This is a genomic window from Kribbella turkmenica (assembly GCF_004348725.1).
Lineage (GTDB): Bacteria > Actinomycetota > Actinomycetes > Propionibacteriales > Kribbellaceae > Kribbella > Kribbella turkmenica.
This window is the reverse complement of record NZ_SMKR01000045.1, coordinates 23,402-44,368: the sequence shown is the minus strand read 5'-3', so window position 1 is coordinate 44,368 and position 20,967 is coordinate 23,402. Positions and strand designations below refer to the sequence as shown.

Genomic DNA, 20,967 nt, shown 5'->3' with positions numbered 1-20,967 from the left:
GCGGGTGGGGGACGGGGTGATCGTGTACTGCGCGACGCCGAAGGATCTGATCGAACGGCGGCGGCTGCTGGACGAGGTTGTCGACGATCCGCCACCGTTGATCTGCACCGGGATCATGCACGTTGACGACGACGCCGACCGGGCCTGGGCGGATGCGGCGCCGGGGATCGCCTACCTGGAGGGCGAGATCGCGTCGTACGGCGGGACCGAGCCTCCGCCGCTGAATCGCGAGGACTACCTCGTCGGTACGCCGGACGAGGTCGCGGCCCGCTTGATCGCGCTGCACGAAGCGACCCGGTTCGTGCAGTTCGCGCACTGGCTGCGGTTGCCGGGGTCGTCGCACGAGGCCGCGATGCGGTCTCTCGAATCGGTTGCAGGTCGGGTGATTCCCGCAGTACGGGCTGGTGTCAGCCGCTAACTTGGGAGGCACATCGACCTGAGGAGACGGCGTGAAGGCTCGTGCAGCGGTGATGGTGGCGGCGCTCGCACTCGCGGCCGGGTGCTCCGGCGACGACGGCGGTGAGCCGTCCGGTTCCGGGACGTCGGCGACCAGCCCGTCCAGTACGACGCCCGCGCCGGCCAGCCCGGGTACGACGTCGGCCCCGCCGCGGACCACCGCGACCGCGCAAGGCCCGGTGAAGCTGACCGTGGCCTCGACCGTGGCGACCGGGATCGAGGTGCCGTGGGGGCTGGCCTTCCTGCCGGACCAGACTGCGCTGGTGACCGAGCGCGACTCGGCGAAGGTCAAGCGGATCGCCGGCGGGCGCGTGACCGAGGTCGGCGAGATCGATGACGTGGACCCGTCGTCCGAGGGCGGACTGCTCGGGCTGGCCGTCGACCCGCAGTACCCGACGCGTCCGTACGTCTACGCCTACTACAGCTCCGGCAGCGACAACCGGATCGCCCGGCTGACGTTCCGGGACAACCGGCTCAGCGGCCAGCAGGTGATCCTGGACGGCATCCCGGAGGCCGCGATCCACAACGGCGGGCGGCTCCGGTTCGGACCCGACGGTTTCCTGTACGCCGGCACCGGTGACGGCGGGGACCGGCCGAACTCGCAGGACGACGGCTCGCTCGGCGGGAAGATCCTCCGGATCACCACCGACGGCAAGGCCGCACCGGGCAACCCGGGCGGGCGGATCTGGTACTCGAAGGGCCACCGCAACGTCCAGGGTCTCGCCTTCGACGGGAACCAGTTGTACGCCGCCGAGTTCGGCCAGAACACCTGGGACGAGCTCAACGCGGTCACCTCGGGCGCGAACTACGGCTGGCCGGCCGCGGAGGGGATCGAGGACCTGGACGGGATGACGAACCCGATCGCGCAGTGGCGGACCGACGACGCGTCACCGTCGGGGATCGCGTTCGCCCAGGGGCACGTGTTCATGGCCTCGCTGCGCGGCGAACGGCTGTGGGCGATTCCGGTTGCCGGAGGCAAGCGAACGGGCGAGCCGCAGGCGTTCTTCACCAACCAGTTCGGCCGGCTGCGCACGGTCGAGGCGGCGCCCGACGGCTCCCTGTGGCTGACCACCTCGAACACCGACGGCCGGGGCGACACCCGCGACGGCGACGACCGGATCCTCCGGATCGCCATCAGCCGCTGACTGCGCCGACCGTTTGGGCCCTTCGGTCGTCTGGTACTTGTGGAACAAGCCCACAGACCAGAGGAGGACTGATAGGGATGCGGCCCGACCAGGTGTCCGTCGTACCCAGCAGTGTGATCGCATCGGTGAGCAGCTTCGAGGAGGCTCAGCGGACAGTCGACCACCTGCGAAGTTACGGGATGGACGCCGGGTCGATGAGCATCGTCGGCGCCGACCTCCGGCAGGCGCGAAAACGGCAGGCCGTCCCGGTCGTCACGCTGACCGCCGTCGGTGCGCTGCAAGGCGCCGCCCTCGGACTGCTGGCCGCCGTGTTCGTCACGCTGGTCGCCGAGACCAGCCTGACCGGGCTCGCCGTGGTCGTCTGGGGCTTCGTGTACGGCGGCCTGCTCGGCACCTTGTGGGGACTCTTCCGGGGCCTGATCCGGAACCGCCCGGACGTCGTCGAGACCGAGGTCGTGCCGACCCGCTACGAGGTCCGGTGCGCGGTCGAGGACCTCTCGGTCGCCCGGACGCTGCTCGCCGACGCCGCAGTCGGGAACGGCGGCGAGGTCGAAGGCGAGACGATGCCGGACGCTCCGGTGGAGAACACCGGGCACCGGCACGCAGCCTGACAGCAGAAGCCCGGAGCCGGCCCGACCGGCCGGCTCCGGGTCCCGCAGGGAACGCGCGCTCAGATCCCCAGCTTGGCGTTCAGCAGCTCGCGCACCTTGGCCGCGTCCGCCTGACCGCGCATGTCCTTCATGACCGCGCCGATCAGCGCGCCCGCCGCGGCCGGCTTGCCCGAGTTCACCTTCTCGACCACGTCCGGGTTGGCCGCGATCGCCCGGTCGATGGCCTCGATCAGGGCGGAGTCGTCCGAGACCAGCGCGAGACCGCGCTTCTCGATGATCTCGGCCGGCGTGCCCTCGCCCTTGACCAGGCCGTCGAAGACCTGCCGCGCCAGCTTGTCGTTGAGCGAACCCGCGTCGACGAGCTTCTGCACCTCGGCGACCTCGGCCGGCCCGACCCCGAGCGCGTCCAGGTCCTGACCCGACTCGTTCGCCGCCCGGGCCAGCTCACCCAGCCACCACTTCTTCGCCGCGGCCGGCGTCACCCCGAGCTCGACCGTCTTCACGATCGGCTCGAGCGCGTTGCCGTTGACGACGTCGCGCATCTCCAGGTCGGTGAAACTCCACGCCTCCTGCAGCCGGACCCGGCGCAGCGAAGGTGCCTCCGGCAACGACGACCGGATCTCCTCGACCCACTCGCGGGACGGGGCCACCGGGACCAGGTCGGGCTCCGGGAAGTACCGGTAGTCCTCCGCGTCCGACTTCTCCCGGCCGGACGTGGTGATGCCGGTGTCCTCGTGCCAGTGCCGAGTCTCCTGCACGACCTTGCCACCGGAGCTCAGCACGGCGGCCTGCCGGGTGATCTCGTAGGTGATCGCGCGCTCGACCGAGCGGAACGAGTTCACGTTCTTCGTCTCGGTCCGGGTCCCCAGCACCGGGGAGCCCTTCGGCTTCAGCGAGACGTTCGCGTCGCAGCGCAGCGACCCCTGGTCCATCCGGACGTCGGAGACGTCGAGCGCGAGCAGCAGGTCCCGCAGCATGCTCACGTACGCCCGCGCGACCGCGGCGGCCTTCTCGGCCGGGACCTCGATCGTCTTGGTGACGATCTCGATCAGCGGGATGCCGGCCCGGTTGTAGTCGACCAGCGAGTGCGAGGCGCCGTGGATCCGGCCGGTCGCGCCGCCGACGTGGGTGGACTTGCCGGTGTCCTCCTCCATGTGGGCGCGCTCGATCTCGATCCGATAGAACTCTGTCCCGCCGTCTCCTGACGGCACTGCCACCTCGGTCCAGCCGTTGTACGCGATCGGCTCGTCGTACTGGGAGGTCTGGAAGTTCTTCGGCATGTCCGGGTAGAAGTAGTTCTTCCGGGCGAACCGGCACCACTCGGCGATCTCGCAGTTCAGCGCCAGGCCGATCTTGATCGCGGACTCGACCGCGCGCGCGTTCACCACCGGCAGCGCGCCCGGCAGGCCGAGGCAGACCGGGCAGGTCTGCGTGTTCGGCGGCGCGCCGAACACGGTCGGGCAGCCGCAGAACATCTTCGACTTCGTGTTCAGCTCGACGTGGACCTCGAGGCCCATCACCGGGTCGTACTGCGCCAGCGCGTCGCCGATCTCGAGAACGTCGACGGTCATCGGGTCACCTCCAGCTCCGGAGCCTGTGCCATCAGGACGCCGCCCCACTGCTCGGCCAGGGCGGCCTCGAGCGCGGACCCGACCTGGTACAGCAGGTCGTCGCGCATCACCGGGGCCATCACGTGGAAGCCGACCGGCAGGTCGTCCTCGTCGGCCAGGCCGCACGGGAACGACGCGGCCGCGTTGCCGGCCAGGTTGACCGGGATCGTGCAGAGGTCGTTCTTGTACATGGCGATCGGGTCGTCGGCGCGGTCGCCGATCGGGAACGCGGTCGTCGGCGTGGCCGGCGAGACCAGGACGTCGACCTGCTCGTAGGCGTTGGCGAAGTCGCGCTGGATCAGCGTGCGCACCTTCTGCGCCTGGCCGTAGTAGGCGTCGTAGTACCCGCTCGAGAGGGCGTGCGTGCCGAGCATGATCCGCCGCTTGACCTCGTCGCCGAAACCGGCCTCGCGGGTCAGGCTCATCACCTTCTCGGCGCTGTTCACCCCGTCGTCGCCGACACGCAGCCCGTACCGCATCGCGTCGAACTTGGCCAGGTTCGACGAGGCCTCGCTCGGCAGGATCAGGTAGTACGCCGGCAGCGCGTACTGGAAGTGCGGACAGGAGACCTCGACCACCTCGGCGCCGAGCTTGGTGAGCAGCTCGACCGACTCGTGGAAGCGCGCCTCGACGCCCGGCTGGTAGCCCTCACCGCCGAGCTCCTTGACCACGCCGATGCGCAGACCGTTCACGTCCGCGCGCCGGGCCGCGTCGACCACCGGCGGGACGTCCTGCTTGATCGACGTGGAGTCCATCGGGTCGTAGCCGGCGATCGCCTCGTGCAGCAGCGCGGTGTCGAGCGTCGTCCGCGCACACGGACCAGGCGTGTCGAGCGACGAGGCCAGCGCGATCAGGCCGTACCGCGACGTCCCGCCGTACGTCGGCTTCACGCCGACCGTGCCGGTGAACGCACCGGGCTGCCGGATCGAGCCACCGGTGTCGGTGCCGATCGCGAGCGGCGCCTCGTACGCCGCGACCGCGGCCGAGGAACCGCCGCCCGAGCCACCTGGGATGCGGCCGAGGTCCCACGGGTTGTGAGTGGTGAAGTACGCCGAGTTCTCCGTCGAGGAACCCATGGCGAACTCGTCCATGTTGGTCTTGCCGAGGATGACGATGCCCGCCGACCTCAACCGCTTGACCACCGTCGAGTCGTACGGCGGCTTCCAGCCCTCGAGGATCTTCGAGCCGGCCGTGGTCGGCACCCCCTCCTGGGTGAGCACGTCCTTGAGCGCCAGCGGGACACCGGCCAGCGGCCCGAGCTGCTCCCCCGCGCCGCGCTTGCGGTCCACCTCGGCCGCCTGCGCCAGCGCACCCTCGGTGTCCACGTGCAGGAACGCCTGCACGGCACCGTCGACGGCGGCGATCCGGTCCAGGTGGGCCTGGGTGATCTCCACCGAGCTCGCCTGGCCGGACGTCATCAGCTCCGCGAGCTCGACCGCGGTCTTCCTGGTCAGGTCGGTCATCAGTCCTCCTCCAGGATCCGCGGCACCCGGAATCGCTGCTCCTCCGCGGCCGGCGCGCCGGCCAGCGCCTGCTCCGGCGTGAGGCACGGCACGTTCTCGTCCGGCCGCATCACGTTGGTGATCGGCAGGGCGTGCGAGGTCGGCGGGATGTCGTCCGCGGCCACCTGGCTGACCTGCCCGACCAGGGCGATGATCTGGTCGAGCTGGGGTGCGAGGTGGTCGAGCTCGGCGTCGGTGAGCTCGATCCGCGCCAGTCGCGCCAGGTGCGCGACCTCTTCGCGGGTAATCGATGGCATGAACTGATCCAATTGGTTTCGCAGGATGACCGGCTGATTCCGACCGGACCCGGCCATCCTAGTGGGCTCGTGTGACGCTCGTGTTGCCTCGGTCCCCGGCCGTTTGAGATGGGCCGGGCGTGTCCCCGCGCTCCGCTCTGTAACATTGGCCGCGACAAGGCGTAACGCGCACGGGTGATGGGCTGGGAGATGATCGTTCGGTGTTCCTGCTGCGATTGATCATCCCGGACCGCCCCGGGTCGCTGGGCACGGTGGCCACCGCTCTCGGTGAGGTGAACGCCGACATCCACGCGATCGAGATCGTCGAGCACCGCCGGGAGAACGGCACCGCCGTCGACGACATCGTCGTCGACCTGCCGCCCGGTGTCCTCCCCGACCGCCTGGTCTCCGCCTGCAACGGCGTTCCCGGCGTCGAGGTCATCTGGTTCTCCCGGTACGGCGCCGGCGGCGGACTGCACATGGATCTCGAGGCCGTCGAGCAGATGACGTCGGCCCCGGCCGACGCGATCGACATCCTGGTCGAGCAGTCACCCGCGGTGCTGCATGCCGACTGGGCCGCGCTGCTGGACGGCACCGGCAGTGAGGTGAAGGTCGCCCTGGAGACGAGCGCGACGCCGGAATTCGGCGACGTGGCCGAGGCGTGGCTGCCGCTGAACAAGGCGACGACGCTGGCGGCCCCCGACCAGCACAAGGGTCTGGCCGAGTCGGTGCTGGTGGCCGCACCGCTGGAGTCCGGCCGCCGGATCCTGGTGATCGGCCGCCGCGGCGGCCCCGAATTCCTGGGGTCCGAGGTCGCCCGGCTCAGCTATTTGGCCTCACTGGCCGTCACCATCCGCGCCACTAGCTGAAGCGGAAGTAGGCGAAGGTCCAAAGCCCGGCCAGGACCAGCAGCACCACCACGCCGACCAGGACCACGATCAGGATCGTCTGGCTGTTGCTGCCGCTACGGTCCGGGAGGTCGAACTGCGTCGGACCCCACGGACCGCCGCCGTCGACCCGCTGGAGCGCCTCGGGCGGTGGCGTCACCACCGCCCGGGACTCCCGCTTCTCCTTCGGGAACTTCATCCGACTCCCGTCGTACCTGCTCAGACGTAGAAGGTCTCGTAGCTGATCGAGATCCGCGACGAGGAGTAGGAGTCCTCGTTGTTGGCGATGACCTCGATCCGCCATCCGGCCACATAAGCAGAGTACGACTTGCCGTCGCTGTGCGCCTGGACGTACGACTTCAGCGCCGCCACGTCCTCGCCCTTCATCGCCGCGAACGCGTCGTTCACCGCCGCCGGCAGTGCCTTCTTGACCTCCTCCGGGTCACCCGAGGCGCTCATCTCCAGCGACCGGATGCCCTCGCCCTTGCTGGCGTAGGAGTAGACCCGCTGCGAGCCGTACTTGCCGACCTTCTTGCTGCAGGACGTGGTGCAGACGTAGTTCTTCGCCTTCAGCGCGGTGACCAGCTGCGTCTCGGTGGTGTCGAAGCTCTTCCGCGGCAGGTCGAACGAGTCCGACCCGGACTTCCCGCCGGACAGCTGCAGGTCGTCGCCGCTGTTGCGCAGCTCGAACTCGCCCCAGGTGCTGCCGACCTTCTGCGACTTCTGGCCGAGCTTCACCGCCTCCTGGATCTTCTTCACCTGGTCGCCGCCGAAGGTGTCGTTGCCGATCGCCTGCAGGGCCGCGTCGAAGGTGACCGCGGCGTTGTTGACGTTCTCGTCGTTCTCCGACTTCAGCAGCACGCCGATGATCGTGCCGTCCGGCTGGAACTGGAAGATCGCCTCGGCCTCGGTCGGGCCCTCGTACTTGAAGCAGCCGCGGTGCGCGCCCTGGCCGGTGTTGAACAGGTCGCTGCACTGGTAGCCGTTGCCCTGCAGCTTCTCGGTCGCCGTCTTGGCCTGACCGCTCGCGTTGCCGAGGGAACCGTTGTCGCCGCCGTTGGACGGCTCGCTGGTCGGCTCGGTGGACTGCGAGGTCGTCGGGCCGGCCTCGGGCTCGTCGTCACCGCCGAGCGCCTTGACGCCGAGGAAGACGAGCAGGCCGATCAGCACGATGCCCACCACGCCACCGCCGAGCAGCAGTGGCATCTTGTCCTTGCCGAGACCACCTGGCACTTGGGAGCCGCCGCCTTGCGGCTGCCACTGCGGCTGACCCTGCTGCTGGTGCCAACCAGCCTGCTGCTGGGAGCCCTGCTGGCCCCACGGCTGCTGCTGGTACGAGCCACCGCCCTGCTGCGGCGAACGCTGACCCCAGCCGCCCTGACCATGCTGCTGCCCTTGGCCTGGCTCACCCTGGCCATGCGGCGGCTCACCGGGCTGCGGTCGTCCGGGCTGCTGCCCCCAACCACCGCCTTGCTGCGGAGGCTGGCCCTGCTGCGGAGGCTGGCCCTGCTGCGGAGGCTGGCCCTGCTGCGGAGGCTGGCCCTGCTGCGGAGGCTGCGGGGGCTGCTGCGGGCGCTGGCCCCAACCGCCACCACCCTGGCCTGGTGGCTGTTGTCCCCAGCCGCCTTGGCCTCCCTGTCCCCCATGCGGCCCGCCAGACTGGCCCCCCGGCTGCCCAGGACCCCACGGTCCCTGCGGCGGCGTCGTCATATTCGCTCCTTTTGAACCCACGTGTAGACGTGCAAAGTTAACAGTCCGACGGCTCAGCCCGGCCGCCGGATTCACTGGTCGGTGAAGAGGTACTTGCTAACCGTCGCCGGGCTCGGGAGTGCTGGCGACCTTCGCCGCCGCCTCGGCACCCTCGTCCAGCAGGGCGCGGAAGCCGGCCGCGTCCAGAATCGGGACGCCGAGCTGGACGGCCTTGTCGTACTTCGACCCCGGGGAGTCACCGACGACGACGAACGACGTCTTCTTCGAGACCGAACCGGCCGCCTTGCCGCCACGGGACACGATCGCCTCGGTCGCCTCGTCGCGACTGAACCCCTCGACCGTCCCGGTGACCACGACGGACAGACCGGTCAGGGTCTGCGGCACGCTCGGCCCGGTGCGCTCCTGGCGCAACTGGACGCCGGCGGCCTTCCACTTGTCCACGATCGCCTGGTGCCAGTCGACCTCGAACCACTCGATCACGGCGCGCGCGATGGTCGGCCCGACGCCCTCGATCTCCGACAGCTCCTGTTCACTCGCCGCCCGGACCGCCTCGATGTCGTCGTACACGGCGGCCAGCGCCTGCGCGGCGGTCGGGCCGACGTGCCGGATCGACAGCGCGACCAGGCCACGCGCCAGCGGCTGGGTCTTGGCGGTCTCGAGGTTCGCCAGCAGGCGCTGAGCGTTCGCGGACAGCGACCCGGCCTTGGTGGTGAAGAACGAGCTGCGCGCGAGGTCCTCGGCGGTCAGGCCGAACAGGTCACCCTCGTCGGTGATCAGCTCGTCGCCGATCAGCGCGTCGGCGGCCTTGAAGCCGAGCACCTCGATGTCGAAGGCCGAACGCCCGGCCAGGTGGAAGATCCGCTCCCGCAGCTGCGCCGGGCAGGACTGTGAGTTCGGGCAGCGGATGTCGACGTCGCCCTCCTTCATCGGGCGCAGCGTCGTCCCGCAGGACGGGCACTCGGTCGGCATCACGAACTCGCGGGCGTCGTCCGGACGCAGCTCGACCACCGGGCCGAGGATCTCCGGGATGACGTCGCCGGCCTTGCGCAGGACGACGGTGTCGCCGATCCAGACGCCCTTGCGCTTGACCTCCCGCGCGTTGTGCAGGGTCGCGAACTCGACCGTGGACCCGGCCACCCGGACCGGCTCCATCTTCCCGTACGGCGTGACCCGGCCGGTGCGGCCGACGTTCACTTCGATGTCGAGAAGCTTGGTGGTGACCTCCTCCGGCGGGTACTTGTACGCGATCGCCCAGCGCGGCGCGCTCGACGTCGACCCGAGGGCGCGCTGCAGGTCCACCTCGTCCACCTTGACCACGACGCCGTCGATCTCGTGGTCGACGGAGTGCCGGTTCTCGCCGTAGTACGCGATGAAGTCGTTGACCTGGTCGAGGGTCCCGACCCTGCGGGCGCGGTCGCTGACCGGCAGGCCCCAGGCCTTGAGCTGCTCGTACGCCTCCGACAGCCGGCCGACGTGGTAGCCGTCGACCCGGCCCAGGCCGTGGACGACGAACCGCAGCGGTCGGCTCGCGGACACCCGCGGGTCCTTCTGCCGCAGCGAGCCGGCGGCGCTGTTGCGCGGGTTGGAGAACGGGTCCTTGCCGGCCTCGACCAGCTGCGCGTTCAGCTCCTCGAAGTCCTCGACCCGGAAGTACACCTCGCCGCGGACCTCGAGGAAGGCCGGCAGGTCCTTGCCCTTCAGGTCGTTCGGGATGCTCTTGATGGTGCGGACGTTCAGCGTGACGTCCTCACCGGTGCGTCCGTCGCCCCGGGTCGCGCCACTGACCAGCGTGCCGTTCTCGTAGACGAGATCGAGGGCCAGGCCGTCGACCTTGAGCTCGCAGAGAAAGCCGCTGTCGTGGATCTGCTTGACCGTGACCTCGCGCTCGAGCCGCTTGGCCCACGCTTCCATCTGCTCGGCGGAGAACGCGTTCGCCAGGCTCTCCATCCGGGTCGGATGCTGCACCGGGGTGAACAGGGTGGAGATCGGGATGCCGACCTTCTGGGTCGGCGAGTCCGGCGTGCGGAGCTCGTTGTACTGCTCCTCCAGGCCCTGCAGCTCGTGCATCAGCGCGTCGAAGTCCGCGTCCGAGATGGTCGAGGAGGCCAGGTAGTACCTGACCCGGTGCTCCTCGATCTCCTGGCTCAGCGCGGCGTGCCGCGCACGCACCTCCGGCGGCGCGGCGGGCTGTTCGGCGGCAGTCGTCTCCGGAATCTCCGTGCTCATGAGGCGAATTTACAGGGGAGCACCGACGTTTCAGGTGTTCTCGGCGGCCTCGGCGACGACCTCGGCGGTCCGGCGCAACAGGTCGAGCCGGCGGCGGGCGTCGGCGGTCGACGGGGAGGCCGCGAGACCGCAGGCCGGGGTGATCACGACCTTCTTCAGCAGCTCCGGGTCCAGGCCGAGCTCACGCCAGCGCCGTACCAGCGGATCGGCGGCTTTCTCAGGGTCGGGAATCGGGCCGGTGGTCGGGATCAGGCCGGCGTAGAGGGTGGTTCCGGCTTCGGCGGCCGGCGCGAACTGGTCCCAGGCGGCGGGGTTCAGCAGGGAGATGTCCACCGCGATCCCGGCGGCGCCGGCCTTGGTGAAGACCTCGATGGGTGGTCGCTCAGCGCAGCAGTGGATCACTGTCGGCGCGGCGGTGGTCACCAAGCTCAACAGCTCGACGGCGCCCGGACCGTCGACCGAGCGGTGCTTGCCCCACCCGGACGCTGTCGGAACGGCGCCGGCGAGGACGGCGGGCAGAGCCGGCTCGTCCACCTGTACGACGATCTCGGCGCCGGGCACACGCCGTCGCACCGAGGCCACCTGCTCACCGAGACCGAGCGCCAGTGCCTCGGCCAGGTCCCGCCGGGCACCGTAGTCGGCGAGCACCTTGTCGCCGCGTGGCAGCTCGACCGTGGCTGCGAGAGTCCAGGGCCCGGTCAACTGCAGCTTCAGTGGTCCGGTGTAACCGTCCGCGAGCTCTTCGAGCACGTCAAGGTCCTCGGCCAGCAGTGAACGCGCCCGCCGCTGGTCCAGACTCGCCCGCGGGTCGCTACCACCCGTGAGCCGCCAGCCGGCCGGCTGCAGATCGGCCGCCAACTCGGTGAGTACCGCGACCGCCCGGCTGACCATGTCGCCGTACGGGCGCGCCGGAAGCTCGGCGAGGAACGGGATGTCGACCGCGTCGAGCAGCACCCTGGTCCACTCGCGGATGTCGTCACCGGGGAGCGACCCCAGGCCTGTACTCGTCATGCGTGCTGGGCCGCCACCCGCGACACCGTGTCGATCGTGGCGGAGCCGATCACGCGGGTGCCGTCGTACAGGACGACTGCCTGGCCGGGTGCGACCGCCGACGTGGGCTCGTCGAAGCGGACGTGCACCTGGTCGCCCTCAATCCGGGCAGTGACGGCGACCTGCTCGCCGTGAGCGCGCAACTGCGCCTTCACGTGCAGCTCCTCGCGCGGCTCCGGCCCACACCAGCGCGGCTTCGACGCCGTCAGCGACGAGACCGCGAGCTCCGCCCGCGATCCGACGGTGACCGTGCGGTCGACGGGGCTGATGTCCAGGACGAACCGCGGCTTGCCGTCCGCGGCCGGCGTACCGATCTTCAGGCCCTTGCGCTGGCCGACGGTGAACCCGTGGGTGCCCTGGTGCTCGCCGAGCTTGTTGCCCTGCGCGTCGACGATGTCGCCCGGTGCCTCGCCCAGGTGCTTGCTGAGGAACCCCGGGGTGTTGCCGTCGGCAATGAAGCAGATGTCGTGGCTGTCCGGCTTGGCCGCCACCGACAGGCCGCGCCGCTCGGCCTCCGCCCGGACCTCGGTCTTCGGTGTGTCGCCGAGCGGGAAGAACGCGTGCTTCAACTGCTCCTGCGTGAGGACACCGAGCACGTACGACTGGTCCTTCGCCGGGTCCACCGCCCGGTGAAGCTCGCGAACCCCGTCGGCGGTGTCCACGATCCGCGCGTAGTGCCCGGTCGCGACCGCGTCGAAGTCCAGCGCGAGCGCCCGGTCGAGGACGGCGCTGAACTTCACCTTCTCGTTGCAGCGCAGGCACGGGTTCGGGGTGCGGCCGGCGGCGTACTCGCTGACGAAGTCCTCGACCACGTCGGCGTGGAACCGCTCGGCCAGGTCCCAGACGTAGAACGGGATGCCGATCACGTCGGCGGCCCGGCGGGCGTCGCGGGAGTCCTCGATCGTGCAGCAGCCGCGGGCGCCGCTGCGATACGACTGCGGGTTCCGGCTCAGGGCCAGGTGCACGCCGACCACATCGTGCCCGGCCTCGGCCATCCGCGCCGCCGCGACGGCGGAGTCGACGCCGCCGGACATGGCTGCGAGTACCCGCATCAGGTGTTCCTTCCCACGTTCTGCAGACCGGCGGACTTCGCCCGCTCCACCACCGGTCCGATGTTGTCCAGTACGGCGTCGACGTCGGCGCGGGTGCTGGTGTGCCCGAGGGTGAACCGGAGCGACCCGCGCGCCCGCTGGTCGTCGTACCCCATGGCCAGCAGGACATGACTGGGCTCGGCGACCCCGGCGTTGCACGCCGACCCGGTGGAGACCTCGATCCCACGCGCGTCGAGCAGCAGCAACAGCGAGTCACCCTCGCAGCCGCTGAAGGACAAGTGTGCATTGTTGGGCAAGCGGCCGGCCGGGTCACCCGACAACTGCGCGCCCTCGACGGTGCCCACGACGCCGCTGACCAGCGCGTCCCGCAACTCCGTGAGCCGCCGGGCCTCGTCGGCCTGCTGCTTGACGGCGTGCTCCACGGCGACCGCGAACCCCGCGGTCGCGGGCGCGTCCAGCGTGCCCGACCGGACGTCGCGCTCCTGCCCGCCGCCGTGCAGGACGGGCGTCAGCTTCGTCTCCTTGTGGACGACGAGCGCGCCGATGCCGTACGGACCGCCGAGCTTGTGCGCGGACACCGTCATCGCGTCCACCCCGAGCTCGGCGAAGTCCACCGGTATCTGTCCGACCGCCTGGACGGCGTCGGTGTGCACGGGGATGTCGTACTCCCGGGCCAGCGCCGCGATCTCGCGGACCGGCTGGAGCGTCCCGACCTCGTTGTTCGCCATCATCACCGTGACGAACGACACGGACTCCGGGTCCTGCTCGACGGCCCGCCGTACGTCGTCCGGCCGGACCCGGCCGAGCTCGTCGACGGGGAGCCACTCGATCTCGGCCCGCTCGTGCTGCGCCAGCCAGACGGCCGGATCGAGGACGGCGTGGTGCTCGATGCCGCTGAGCAGGATCCGGCGGCGGCGCGGCTCCTCGGCCAGGCGAGCCCACCACAGGCCCTTCAGCGCGAGGTTGTCGGCCTCCGTGCCGCCGGAGGTGAAGACCACCTCGCTCGGCTGCGCACCGAGCGCGGCGGCGATCGTCTCCCGGGATTCCTCGACCGTACGCCGGGCGGCCCGGCCGGAGCCGTGCAGGGACGACGCGTTGCCGGTCCGCGCGAGGTGCTGGGTCATCGCCTCGATCGCCGCCGGCAGCATCGGAGTCGTCGCCGCGTGGTCCAGGTACACCGTGCGACGGTCGGAAGAAGTCATATCGGATTCAAGAGTATGTCCGCCACGGTTGTTCCCGCTCCCCGGGCCTCAGCGATGGGACAGCAGGCCGGCCCTTGGAGCTGTTCCGCCGGTACCTTGGTACGACGTCGCCTGAGAGGATCTGGCATGTCGCAGGAGGTTCTGGAGCAGCGGGCGGCCGCGGTCATCGAGGCGAACAAGTACATGACGCTGGCGACAGTGGACGCGGACGGGCTGCCGTGGGTGTCGCCGGTGTACTTCACGCCCGACGGTCACGCCGACTTCTACTGGGTGTCGTCGCCGGACGCCGAGCACTCGCTCAACGTGACACGCAATCCCGAGGTCAGCATCGTCATCTACGACTCCAGCGTCGCGGTCGGGCAGGCGTCCGCCGTCTACCTGCGTGCCCGCGTCGAACTCGTGCCGGACGCCGAGCTCGAGCGCTGGGCCGCCTTCTACTCGAGCCGGCTCGCCGGCCTGCGCGCCTTCGGACCCGACGAGCTCCGCGCCCCGGCGGACTTCCGCCTCTACCGCGCCCGCGCCGCCGCCCACTGGCTCCTCGTCCGCGGCCGGGACCCCGACTACGGCACCGGCATCGACTCCCGCCGACCGGTCTGGGCCTAGCCTTCAGGCCGGCGGGAGTGGTAGTCCGCCCTCACGAGCGGGCAGAGCGACGGCCCGGCCCGGGAGGGGTTCCGGGCCGGGCCGTCGGGTCGCGGGGTCAGGACTTGCGCTTGATGACTTCCTCGGTGGCGGCGGGCAGGACCTTGTGCAGGTCGCCGACGACACCGAAGTCGACCAGTTCGAAGATCGGGGCCTCCTCGTCCTTGTTGACGGCCACGATGGTCTTCGAGGTCTGCATGCCGGCCCGGTGCTGGATCGCGCCGGAGATGCCGGCGGCGACGTACAGCTGCGGGCTGACGGTCTTGCCGGTCTGGCCGACCTGGTAGGCGTGCGGGTACCAGCCCGAGTCGACGGCCGCGCGGGACGCGCCGACCGCGGCGCCGAGGGAGTCGGCGAACGCCTCCACCGGGCCGAAGTCACCGCCGGTGCCGCGGCCGCCGGACACGATGATCGCGGCCTCGGTCAGCTCCGGACGGCCGGTGGCCTCCCGCGGCTTGGAGTCGGTGATGCGCGCGGTCTTGGCGGCGTCGGAGATCGTCACGTCGAACTCCTCCACCTCCGGCGAGGTCTCGGCCGCCTCCGGGGTGGCCGCGTTCGGCTTGACGGTGATGATCGGCGTGCCGTGGGTGACCTTGGCCTGGACCGTGTAGTTGCCCGCGAACACCGACTGGGTGGTGACCGCGCCCTCCTGGACGTCGACGGCGTCGGTGATCAGCCCGGACTCGAGCTTGACCGCCAGCCGGGCGGCGATCTCCTTGCCCTCGGCGTTCGACGAGATCAGGATCGCGGCCGGCTCGACCTTCGCCGCGACCTGCTGGAGCGCCTCGGCCTTCGGCGCCACCAGGAACTGCGTCAGCTCCGGGTTGGTCAGCGCGACCACCTTGGTCGCGCCGTACTGCCCGAGGGCCGGGAGGGCGTCCTGCACGCCGTCGCCGACGAAGACCGCGACCGGGTCGCCGAGGCGGCGGGCGATGGTGAGGAGCTCCGCGGTGGTCTTGCGGACCTGGCCGTCGGTGTGGTCAACGAGAACCAGAACGTTCGACATGAACTGATCGCCCCTCAGAGGAACTTGTTGGTGGACAGGAACTCGACCAATTGATGAGCGCCGCTACCGGCGGGGCCGGAATCATCGTCGGTCACGATCGTGCCGGCGGTACGCGGCGGGCGGGCGGTCACCTCGACCACCTCGGTCCACGCGGCCGAGCCGCCGACCTGGTCCGCCGAGAGCTCGAGGTCGGCCAGCGACCAGGTCTCCACCGGCTTCTTCTTGGCCGCCATGATGCCCTTGAACGACGGGTAGCGCGGCTCGTTCGCCTGGTCGGAGACGCTCAGGACGAGCGGCAGCGTGCCCTCGATCGTGTCGCTCGCGGTGTCGCCGTCGCGGCGGATCCGGACGGTCTGCCCGTCCACGGTCACGTCCGAGCCCAGCGTCACGGCCGGCAGCCCGAGCCGCTCCGACACCATCGCCGGGACGACGCCCATCGACCCGTCGGTCGAGCCCATCCCGAACACGACCAAGTCGGCCTCGAGCTTGGCCAGCGCCTTCGCCAGGATCAGCGAGGTGGCGACCGCGTCCGAGCCGTGGATCGCGTCGTCGAGTACGTGGACCCCGGCGTCGGCGCCCATCTGCAGGCCCTTCTTCACCGCGTCGGCGGCCTGCTCGGGGCCGACGGTGAGCACGGTCACCACAGTGTCACCGGGATCACCGGCGGCTTCCTTGACGGTCAGCGCGGTCTCGACCGCGTACTCGTCCAGCTCGGACAGCAGCCCGTCGACACCGGCGCGGTCCACCGTGTTGTCCTCCGGGCGGAAGCGGCGGTCCGCGGTGGCATCCGGCACGAACTTCGCGCAGACGACGATCTTCATAGCGTGTGGGACCCCTTCTGGTTAACGGTCTCTCCCCAGCCTGCCACGGATGTTACTCACGAGAAACATCATCCGGTTGCGAGGCCCGTCACAGTCCGGGGCGCTCTCAGGCTAGCGGCTCGGCGCGGCACCGGTCCGCACACTGTGACCCATCCCGCCGACACGTTCGCCCGCGGTCGCCGGGCGGACGCAAAGTGATCTTCCGCTCACCCGCTGTTCGACCACCGGCGCTTCGGGTACCCGGCGAGAGTTAGTTGCCACACGCAAACATCACGCGGGGTTGACGGGATGACGGCGGCGAACACCAGGCGTCCCTCAGTGGGGCTGTGTCCAGGCCGCGATCGACGGCCTGGACACAGCCGTGCCGGTCGCAGCCCCGCATTAGGCTGAGCCACGTGACCGAGACGTTAGCGCTCACCGGCGAGCGAACGGCGCCCGGAATCTGGTACGAGAACTACTGGTTCGCGCGCCACGACGCCGCCTACCGCTGGATCACGGCCAACCTGCCGGCGACCGGGCGCGTCCTCGACGCCGGCTGCGGCGAGGGCTACGGCGCGGAACTGCTCCGCCTGGCCGGGGCGCACACCGTGACCGGTCTCGACTACGAAGGTACGACGCTCCGGCACGTCCGCCGGGTCTATCCACAAGTCCGGGTGGTCCGGGGCAATCTCGTCCAGACCGGGTTCGCCGACGCGGCCTTCGACCTGATCACGTCGCTGCAGACGATCGAGCACCTGTGGGAGCAGCCGCGGTTCGTCGGCGAGTGCGCGCGGATCCTGACCCCCGGCGGGACGCTCGTCCTCAGCACCCCGAACCGGCTCACGTTCCCCAGCGGCAACTGGTACCACACGCGGGAGCTGACAGCCGCCGAGTTCGCCGAGCTGCTCGAGCCGCACTTCGAGATCACGCAGGCGCTCGGGCTTCACCACGGACCACGGCTTGTCGCGTGGGAAGCGGTGTACGGGTCCTGTGTGGACGCTCAACTCGCGGCCGGGCACGACGAGTGGGACAGCAGGCTCCGCGAGCTGGTGCAGGGCACAACCTTCGACGACTTCGAGATCCGCCCGGGTGACCTGGACGACTCTCTCGACCTGCTGCTGGTGGCGAGACCTAGGGCCGGACGAAGCGCTCGATGATCTTGCCGGCGACCAGGTAGACCAGCGCAGCGATCCCCCAGTTCACCAGCAGGGTGTTCTTCGCGGTCTCGAGCCGGAACAGGTCCTTGAACGGGCCGACCAGGTCGTGCCCGCGCTCCAGCACCCAGCGCACGATCTCGTTGCTCTGGTTCGTCTGGTCCAGGGCGGTGAACAGCGCACCGAGCGCCAGCACCGCGGCCGCGAGCACCGCGACCAGCCAGACCAGCGAGGCGATCAGGTTCCGGAGCTTCCGCACGCCGGAGCCCACCGAGGTCAGCGCCTGCTTGCCCTTGCCCGGCGGCGTGGCCTTGGTGCCGGAGGCAGCCGGCTTGGCAGCGGCCGTCGATGCCGCCGGCACCCGGCTGACCGGCTTGGTCACCGCGGTCTCCGCCGGATCCTTGCCGGCGCCCGCCGGTGCCGACTCGGCCGCGGCCTGCTCCCGGGCGCGCTGCTCGGCGACGATCTCGGCCGCGGTCTTCGGCCGGGACGGCTTCGACACCGTCGCCGTCGCGGTGGCCGCGCGCGCGGCCGCCTCGTCCTCGTTGTTCGCGGCCGGCGGCGTCACCGCCTTGTCCCCGCCCGCCTTCTCGTCGTGCGTACCCACGTCGTCCATCTCCTCAGCCGGGGTCGGTTCCTCGTCCGCCGTCACGGTCGCGGGGGCCGGCGGTCTCCTGCGCCGGCTGACCGGGACCGGGCGCGGCGACAGCCTGCGCCGGGCTCCCGCGAGCGGGGCCGGTGCCGCTGTCCTGCCGTCCACTGCCTGCACCTCTGGGTCGAGCCTTCGGTTGATGCCCACGTCCCGAACCGCCACCGGCGGCTCAGCACCCGTTTCGAGCGCTGGTTCCAACGTAGCGCCGCCGGGTTCCGCCACGATCGGAACCGGGTCGACCGCGCGGGTCCTCGCCCGCGTGATCGAGTCGTCCGCCGCCGCCTGATCGAGCAGCGACCGCACGGACGGGTCGGTCCCGGCCTGCTCAGCCACGCTGCTTCTCCTCTCCGACGGTCAACCGGTCGTCCTCCGGCCGGACGTGTGGGACATAGTGCACGACCGGCGAGTAACTTGAGAACCCTTCGTCCGCACTTCTGTCACCGGTCACTTCCTCGCCGTCACCGTCAGCATCCCCCGGTACGGCGGTTGTACTCGGCGCCACCGGCGGGTCACCGGCGCGGAGGCGGGCCGCGGTCCGGTCGTTCGCCTCGGCCAGCCCGGCCAGGTAGGCCCGGCGGGTGGCGTCGGCGGCGTACCGGGTGGTGCGGTCGGCGACCACGACGGCCGGCACCCCGGCGGCGACGGCGTACGAAGGAATGTTGCCACGGGCAACACTGTTCGCGCCGATCACCACGCCGCGGCCGATGTCGGTTCCGCGGGTGACGGTGACCTTCGTGGCCAGCCAGCAGTCCGGGCCGATCCGGACCGGCGACTTCACCAGGCCCTGGTCCTTGATCGGCAGCCCGAGGTCCTCGGTCTTGTGGTCGAAGTCGCAGATGTAGGTCCAGTCGGCGATCAGCGTGGACGCGCCGATCTCGATGTCCAGGTAGCAGTTCACCGTGACGTCGCGGGCGAACACCACCTTGTCGCCGATCCGCAGCGTGCCCTCGTGCGCGCGCAGCCGGGTCTCGTCACCGAGGTGCACCCACTTGCCGAGGATGATCCGGCCGTGGCCGGGCCGCGCCACGATCTCCAGCTTCTTGCCCAGGAAGACGAATCCCTCGGTGACGACGCCGGGATGACGCAGCTTGAACCAGGCGAACCGCCAGTAGCGCTTCAGGTAGTACGGCGTCCAGGCCCGATGGCGCACCACCCAGCGCAGATTCGCCGAGGTCAGCAACCGCATCCAGTCACCCTACTGCTCTGAAAGCCTTCCCCGCCCCGCCGCCCCGGTCGGGGAGACCCCGGTGATCGAGACGTTGTAGTACAGCTCGTCCGGCACCACCGCCGACAGCACCTTGTCCACCTTCGACAGCTGCAGCCACGACTTGTACGCGAACATCCGCCACCCGAACCCGAGCTTGTGCTCCGGTACGGCGGCCTCGAACGTCCGGATCGGCCACCCGACCCAGGCGGCCAGCAGTTCCTCGGTGACGGTTCGGACGTCGGCCGCACCCGCCCGCGACGCCGTCCGCGCCAGCGTGTCCGGGTCGAACGTGTGCAGGTCGACGACCGCCTCCAGCGCCGCGGCCCGGGAGGACTCGTCCAGCTCCGCCTGCGGCCGGCGCCACTCGGTCAGCGCGGGCAGCTTGGTCACGTTGGTCGTCGCCCACCAGGTGAAACGGGACAGCCGCCGGGCCACGAAGTCGCCGTACCGGGTGGGTTCGCCGCAGATGACGAAGCGGCCGCCCGGCTTGAGGACCCGCAGCATCTCGCGGAAGGCGAGCTCGACGTCGGGGATGTGGTGGATGACCGCGTGCCCGATGACGAGGTCGAAGGTGTCGTCGTCGTACGGCAGTTTCTCCGCGTCGGCGACCCGGCCCTCGATCGCGAACCCGAGGGTCTTCGCGTTCCGCTGCGCCGCCTCGACCATGCCCGGCGAGAGGTCGGTGACGTGGGCCTCGTCGAGGACGCCGGCCAGCTTGAGGTTCAGCGTGAAGAAACCGGTGCCGGCGCCGATCTCGAGGGTCTTGCCGTACGGCCAGCCGTCCGGCCCGGCGATCGCGACGAAGCGGTCCCGGGCGTAGGTGACACAGCGTTCGTCGTACGAGATCGACCACTTCTCGTCGTACGTCGACGCCTCCCAGTCGTGGTACAGGACCTGGGCGAGCTTGTTGTCGTTCCAGGCCGCCTCGACCTCTTCGGCGGTGGCGGCCGGTTTCTCAGCGACGGACTTGTCAGGAGATGGGGTCAACTCAGATTCCCTTGAACTCGGCCTTGCCCGGGCCGCTCTCGACGAAGGACTTCATTCCGGTCGAGCGGTCCTCGGTGGCGAACAGCGCGGCGAACTGCTGCCGCTCGATCTCCAGCCCGGTGTGCAGGTCGACGCCGAGGCCGGAGTCGATCGCCTCCTTGGCGGCCCGCAGCGCGAGCGCGGCACCCCGGGAGAACTGCGACGCCCAGGCGACGGCCGCGTCGTACACCTCGGCGGCCGGCACGACCTTGTCGACCAGGCCGATCGACAGCGACTCGGCGGCGTCCACGAACCGGCCGGTGTAGATCAGGTCCTTGGCCTTGGACGGGCCGATCAGCCGGGACAGCCGCTGCGTCCCGCCGGCCCCGGGGATGATGCCGAGCAGGATCTCCGGCTGGCCGAGCTTCGCGTCCTCGGCGGCGATCCGGTAGTCGGCGCACAGCGCCAGCTCGCAGCCGCCGCCCAGGGCGTACCCGGTGATCGCCGCGACCGTCGGCTTCGGGATCGCGGCGACCGCGGACAGCGAGGACTGCAACGGACCGGAGCGCCGGACCATGTCGGCGTACGACATGTCGGCCATCTCCTTGATGTCCGCACCGGCCGCGAACACCTTCTCGCCGCCGTAGATCACCACCGCGCGGACGTCGTCGTTCGCGGTCGCCTCGAGCGCGGCGGCCCGGATCTCCTCCTGGACCTGGACGTTCAGCGCGTTCATCTTCGGCCGGTCCAGCCGGATCGTTCCGACACCGTCGCTCACGGTGAGGTTGACGAACTCGCCCATCGCCTCGCTCCTTACGGTTCCAGGCAGCCACCACTGACTTACCCGTGGGTC

Annotated in this window: 22 protein-coding genes; 7 read left to right on the top strand and 15 right to left on the bottom strand. The window is 70.5% G+C overall.

Annotation, left to right across the window (positions count from 1 at the left end):
- The 3 genes from E1218_RS36020 to E1218_RS12940 form a co-directional block, all read left to right on the top strand.
- The coding region (locus E1218_RS36020) for a hypothetical protein (RefSeq protein WP_202865973.1) at window positions 1-418 on the top strand (418 nt) is incomplete at its 5' end.
- Window positions 419-449: 31 nt separating this feature from the next.
- Window positions 450-1,601, top strand: coding sequence for a PQQ-dependent sugar dehydrogenase (locus E1218_RS12945; RefSeq protein ID WP_233712199.1), 1,152 nt, complete (start codon window positions 450-452; stop codon window positions 1,599-1,601).
- A gap of 77 nt (window positions 1,602-1,678) precedes the next feature.
- A complete protein-coding gene (locus E1218_RS12940; RefSeq protein WP_132319671.1) occupies window positions 1,679-2,212 on the top strand; it encodes a general stress protein in 534 nt (177 codons plus the stop codon).
- 59 nt (window positions 2,213-2,271) lie between these two features.
- Here E1218_RS12940 and gatB read toward each other — a convergent pair whose 3' ends face one another.
- The 3 genes from gatB to gatC are packed head-to-tail and all read right to left on the bottom strand — an operon-like array spanning window position 2,272 to window position 5,581.
- Window positions 2,272-3,783, bottom strand: coding sequence for an Asp-tRNA(Asn)/Glu-tRNA(Gln) amidotransferase subunit GatB (gene gatB / locus E1218_RS12935; protein ID WP_132319669.1), 1,512 nt, complete (start codon window positions 3,781-3,783; stop codon window positions 2,272-2,274).
- Entirely contained in the window at window positions 3,780-5,285 is a 1,506-nt protein-coding gene (gatA, locus tag E1218_RS12930) for an Asp-tRNA(Asn)/Glu-tRNA(Gln) amidotransferase subunit GatA (protein WP_132319667.1), read from the bottom strand. The genes gatB and gatA overlap by 4 nt, the downstream gene beginning before the upstream one ends.
- Entirely contained in the window at window positions 5,285-5,581 is a 297-nt protein-coding gene (gene gatC / locus E1218_RS12925; protein WP_132319665.1) for an Asp-tRNA(Asn)/Glu-tRNA(Gln) amidotransferase subunit GatC, read from the bottom strand. The genes gatA and gatC overlap by 1 nt, the downstream gene beginning before the upstream one ends.
- A gap of 200 nt (window positions 5,582-5,781) precedes the next feature.
- Here gatC and E1218_RS12920 point away from each other — a divergent pair, with 200 nt between their 5' ends.
- Window positions 5,782-6,429, top strand: a complete 648-nt coding sequence (locus tag E1218_RS12920) for an ACT domain-containing protein (protein WP_132319663.1) — start codon at window positions 5,782-5,784, stop codon at window positions 6,427-6,429.
- On the opposite strand, the gene E1218_RS12915 is transcribed toward E1218_RS12920, so the two are convergent.
- Together E1218_RS12915 and E1218_RS12910 are read right to left on the bottom strand one after the other, a co-directional pair.
- Entirely contained in the window at window positions 6,422-6,646 is a 225-nt protein-coding gene (locus E1218_RS12915; protein ID WP_132319661.1) for a hypothetical protein, read from the bottom strand. The genes E1218_RS12920 and E1218_RS12915 overlap by 8 nt on opposite strands.
- A 20-nt stretch (window positions 6,647-6,666) precedes the next feature.
- The gene (locus tag E1218_RS12910) at window positions 6,667-7,680 is read right to left on the bottom strand and encodes a hypothetical protein (RefSeq protein WP_233712198.1); all 1,014 of its coding nucleotides are present in this window, start codon (window positions 7,678-7,680) and stop codon (window positions 6,667-6,669) included.
- Between the two features lie 15 nt (window positions 7,681-7,695).
- Between E1218_RS12910 and E1218_RS37215 the strand changes: the two genes are divergently transcribed.
- On the top strand, window positions 7,696-8,172 hold the full coding sequence (locus E1218_RS37215) for a hypothetical protein (RefSeq protein WP_132319659.1): 477 nt from the start codon (window positions 7,696-7,698) through the stop codon (window positions 8,170-8,172).
- 81 nt (window positions 8,173-8,253) lie between these two features.
- Here E1218_RS37215 and ligA read toward each other — a convergent pair whose 3' ends face one another.
- From ligA to E1218_RS12885, 4 genes are read right to left on the bottom strand one after another with little or no spacing between them, the layout of a single operon-like run.
- Entirely contained in the window at window positions 8,254-10,383 is a 2,130-nt protein-coding gene (gene ligA / locus E1218_RS12900; protein ID WP_132319657.1) for an NAD-dependent DNA ligase LigA, read from the bottom strand.
- A gap of 30 nt (window positions 10,384-10,413) precedes the next feature.
- Complete coding sequence (locus E1218_RS12895; RefSeq protein ID WP_132319655.1) at window positions 10,414-11,394, bottom strand: uroporphyrinogen decarboxylase/cobalamine-independent methonine synthase family protein; 981 nt, start codon at window positions 11,392-11,394, stop codon at window positions 10,414-10,416.
- Window positions 11,391-12,485: a tRNA 2-thiouridine(34) synthase MnmA gene (gene mnmA, locus E1218_RS12890; protein ID WP_132319653.1), complete on the bottom strand. Its 1,095-nt coding sequence runs from the start codon at window positions 12,483-12,485 to the stop codon at window positions 11,391-11,393. Before mnmA ends, E1218_RS12895 begins: the two co-directional genes overlap by 4 nt.
- Window positions 12,485-13,687 carry a cysteine desulfurase family protein gene (locus E1218_RS12885; RefSeq protein WP_132319651.1) on the bottom strand — a complete coding sequence of 401 codons (1,203 nt, stop codon included), beginning with the start codon at window positions 13,685-13,687 and terminating at the stop codon, window positions 12,485-12,487. Before E1218_RS12885 ends, mnmA begins: the two co-directional genes overlap by 1 nt.
- Before the next feature lie 126 nt (window positions 13,688-13,813).
- Between E1218_RS12885 and E1218_RS12880 the strand changes: the two genes are divergently transcribed.
- Window positions 13,814-14,290: a pyridoxamine 5'-phosphate oxidase family protein gene (locus tag E1218_RS12880; protein WP_165949247.1), complete on the top strand. Its 477-nt coding sequence runs from the start codon at window positions 13,814-13,816 to the stop codon at window positions 14,288-14,290.
- A 97-nt stretch (window positions 14,291-14,387) separates the two neighbouring features.
- Here the strand turns inward: E1218_RS12880 and E1218_RS12875 are convergent, their stop codons facing one another.
- Complete coding sequence (locus E1218_RS12875) at window positions 14,388-15,335, bottom strand: electron transfer flavoprotein subunit alpha/FixB family protein (protein ID WP_132319647.1); 948 nt, start codon at window positions 15,333-15,335, stop codon at window positions 14,388-14,390.
- 14 nt (window positions 15,336-15,349) lie between these two features.
- Window positions 15,350-16,156, bottom strand: a complete 807-nt coding sequence (locus E1218_RS12870) for an electron transfer flavoprotein subunit beta/FixA family protein (RefSeq protein ID WP_132319645.1) — start codon at window positions 16,154-16,156, stop codon at window positions 15,350-15,352.
- 395 nt (window positions 16,157-16,551) lie between these two features.
- On the opposite strand from E1218_RS12870, the gene E1218_RS12865 reads away from it, so the two are divergent.
- Window positions 16,552-17,292 carry a class I SAM-dependent methyltransferase gene (locus tag E1218_RS12865; protein ID WP_132319643.1) on the top strand — a complete coding sequence of 247 codons (741 nt, stop codon included), beginning with the start codon at window positions 16,552-16,554 and terminating at the stop codon, window positions 17,290-17,292.
- On the opposite strand, the gene E1218_RS12860 is transcribed toward E1218_RS12865, so the two are convergent.
- The 4 genes from E1218_RS12860 to E1218_RS12845 are packed head-to-tail and all read right to left on the bottom strand — an operon-like array spanning window position 17,267 to window position 20,916.
- Complete coding sequence (locus tag E1218_RS12860; RefSeq protein ID WP_132319641.1) at window positions 17,267-18,274, bottom strand: hypothetical protein; 1,008 nt, start codon at window positions 18,272-18,274, stop codon at window positions 17,267-17,269. The genes E1218_RS12865 and E1218_RS12860 overlap by 26 nt on opposite strands.
- The gene (locus E1218_RS12855) at window positions 18,267-19,127 is read right to left on the bottom strand and encodes an acyltransferase (RefSeq protein WP_132319639.1); all 861 of its coding nucleotides are present in this window, start codon (window positions 19,125-19,127) and stop codon (window positions 18,267-18,269) included. The genes E1218_RS12860 and E1218_RS12855 overlap by 8 nt, the downstream gene beginning before the upstream one ends.
- A gap of 9 nt (window positions 19,128-19,136) precedes the next feature.
- A complete protein-coding gene (locus E1218_RS12850; RefSeq protein ID WP_132319637.1) occupies window positions 19,137-20,135 on the bottom strand; it encodes a class I SAM-dependent methyltransferase in 999 nt (332 codons plus the stop codon).
- A gap of 1 nt (window position 20,136) precedes the next feature.
- Window positions 20,137-20,916 (bottom strand): enoyl-CoA hydratase/isomerase family protein, encoded by a 780-nt coding sequence (locus E1218_RS12845; RefSeq protein WP_132319635.1) that lies wholly within the window; start codon window positions 20,914-20,916, stop codon window positions 20,137-20,139.
- Window positions 20,917-20,967: the final 51 nt, after the last annotated feature.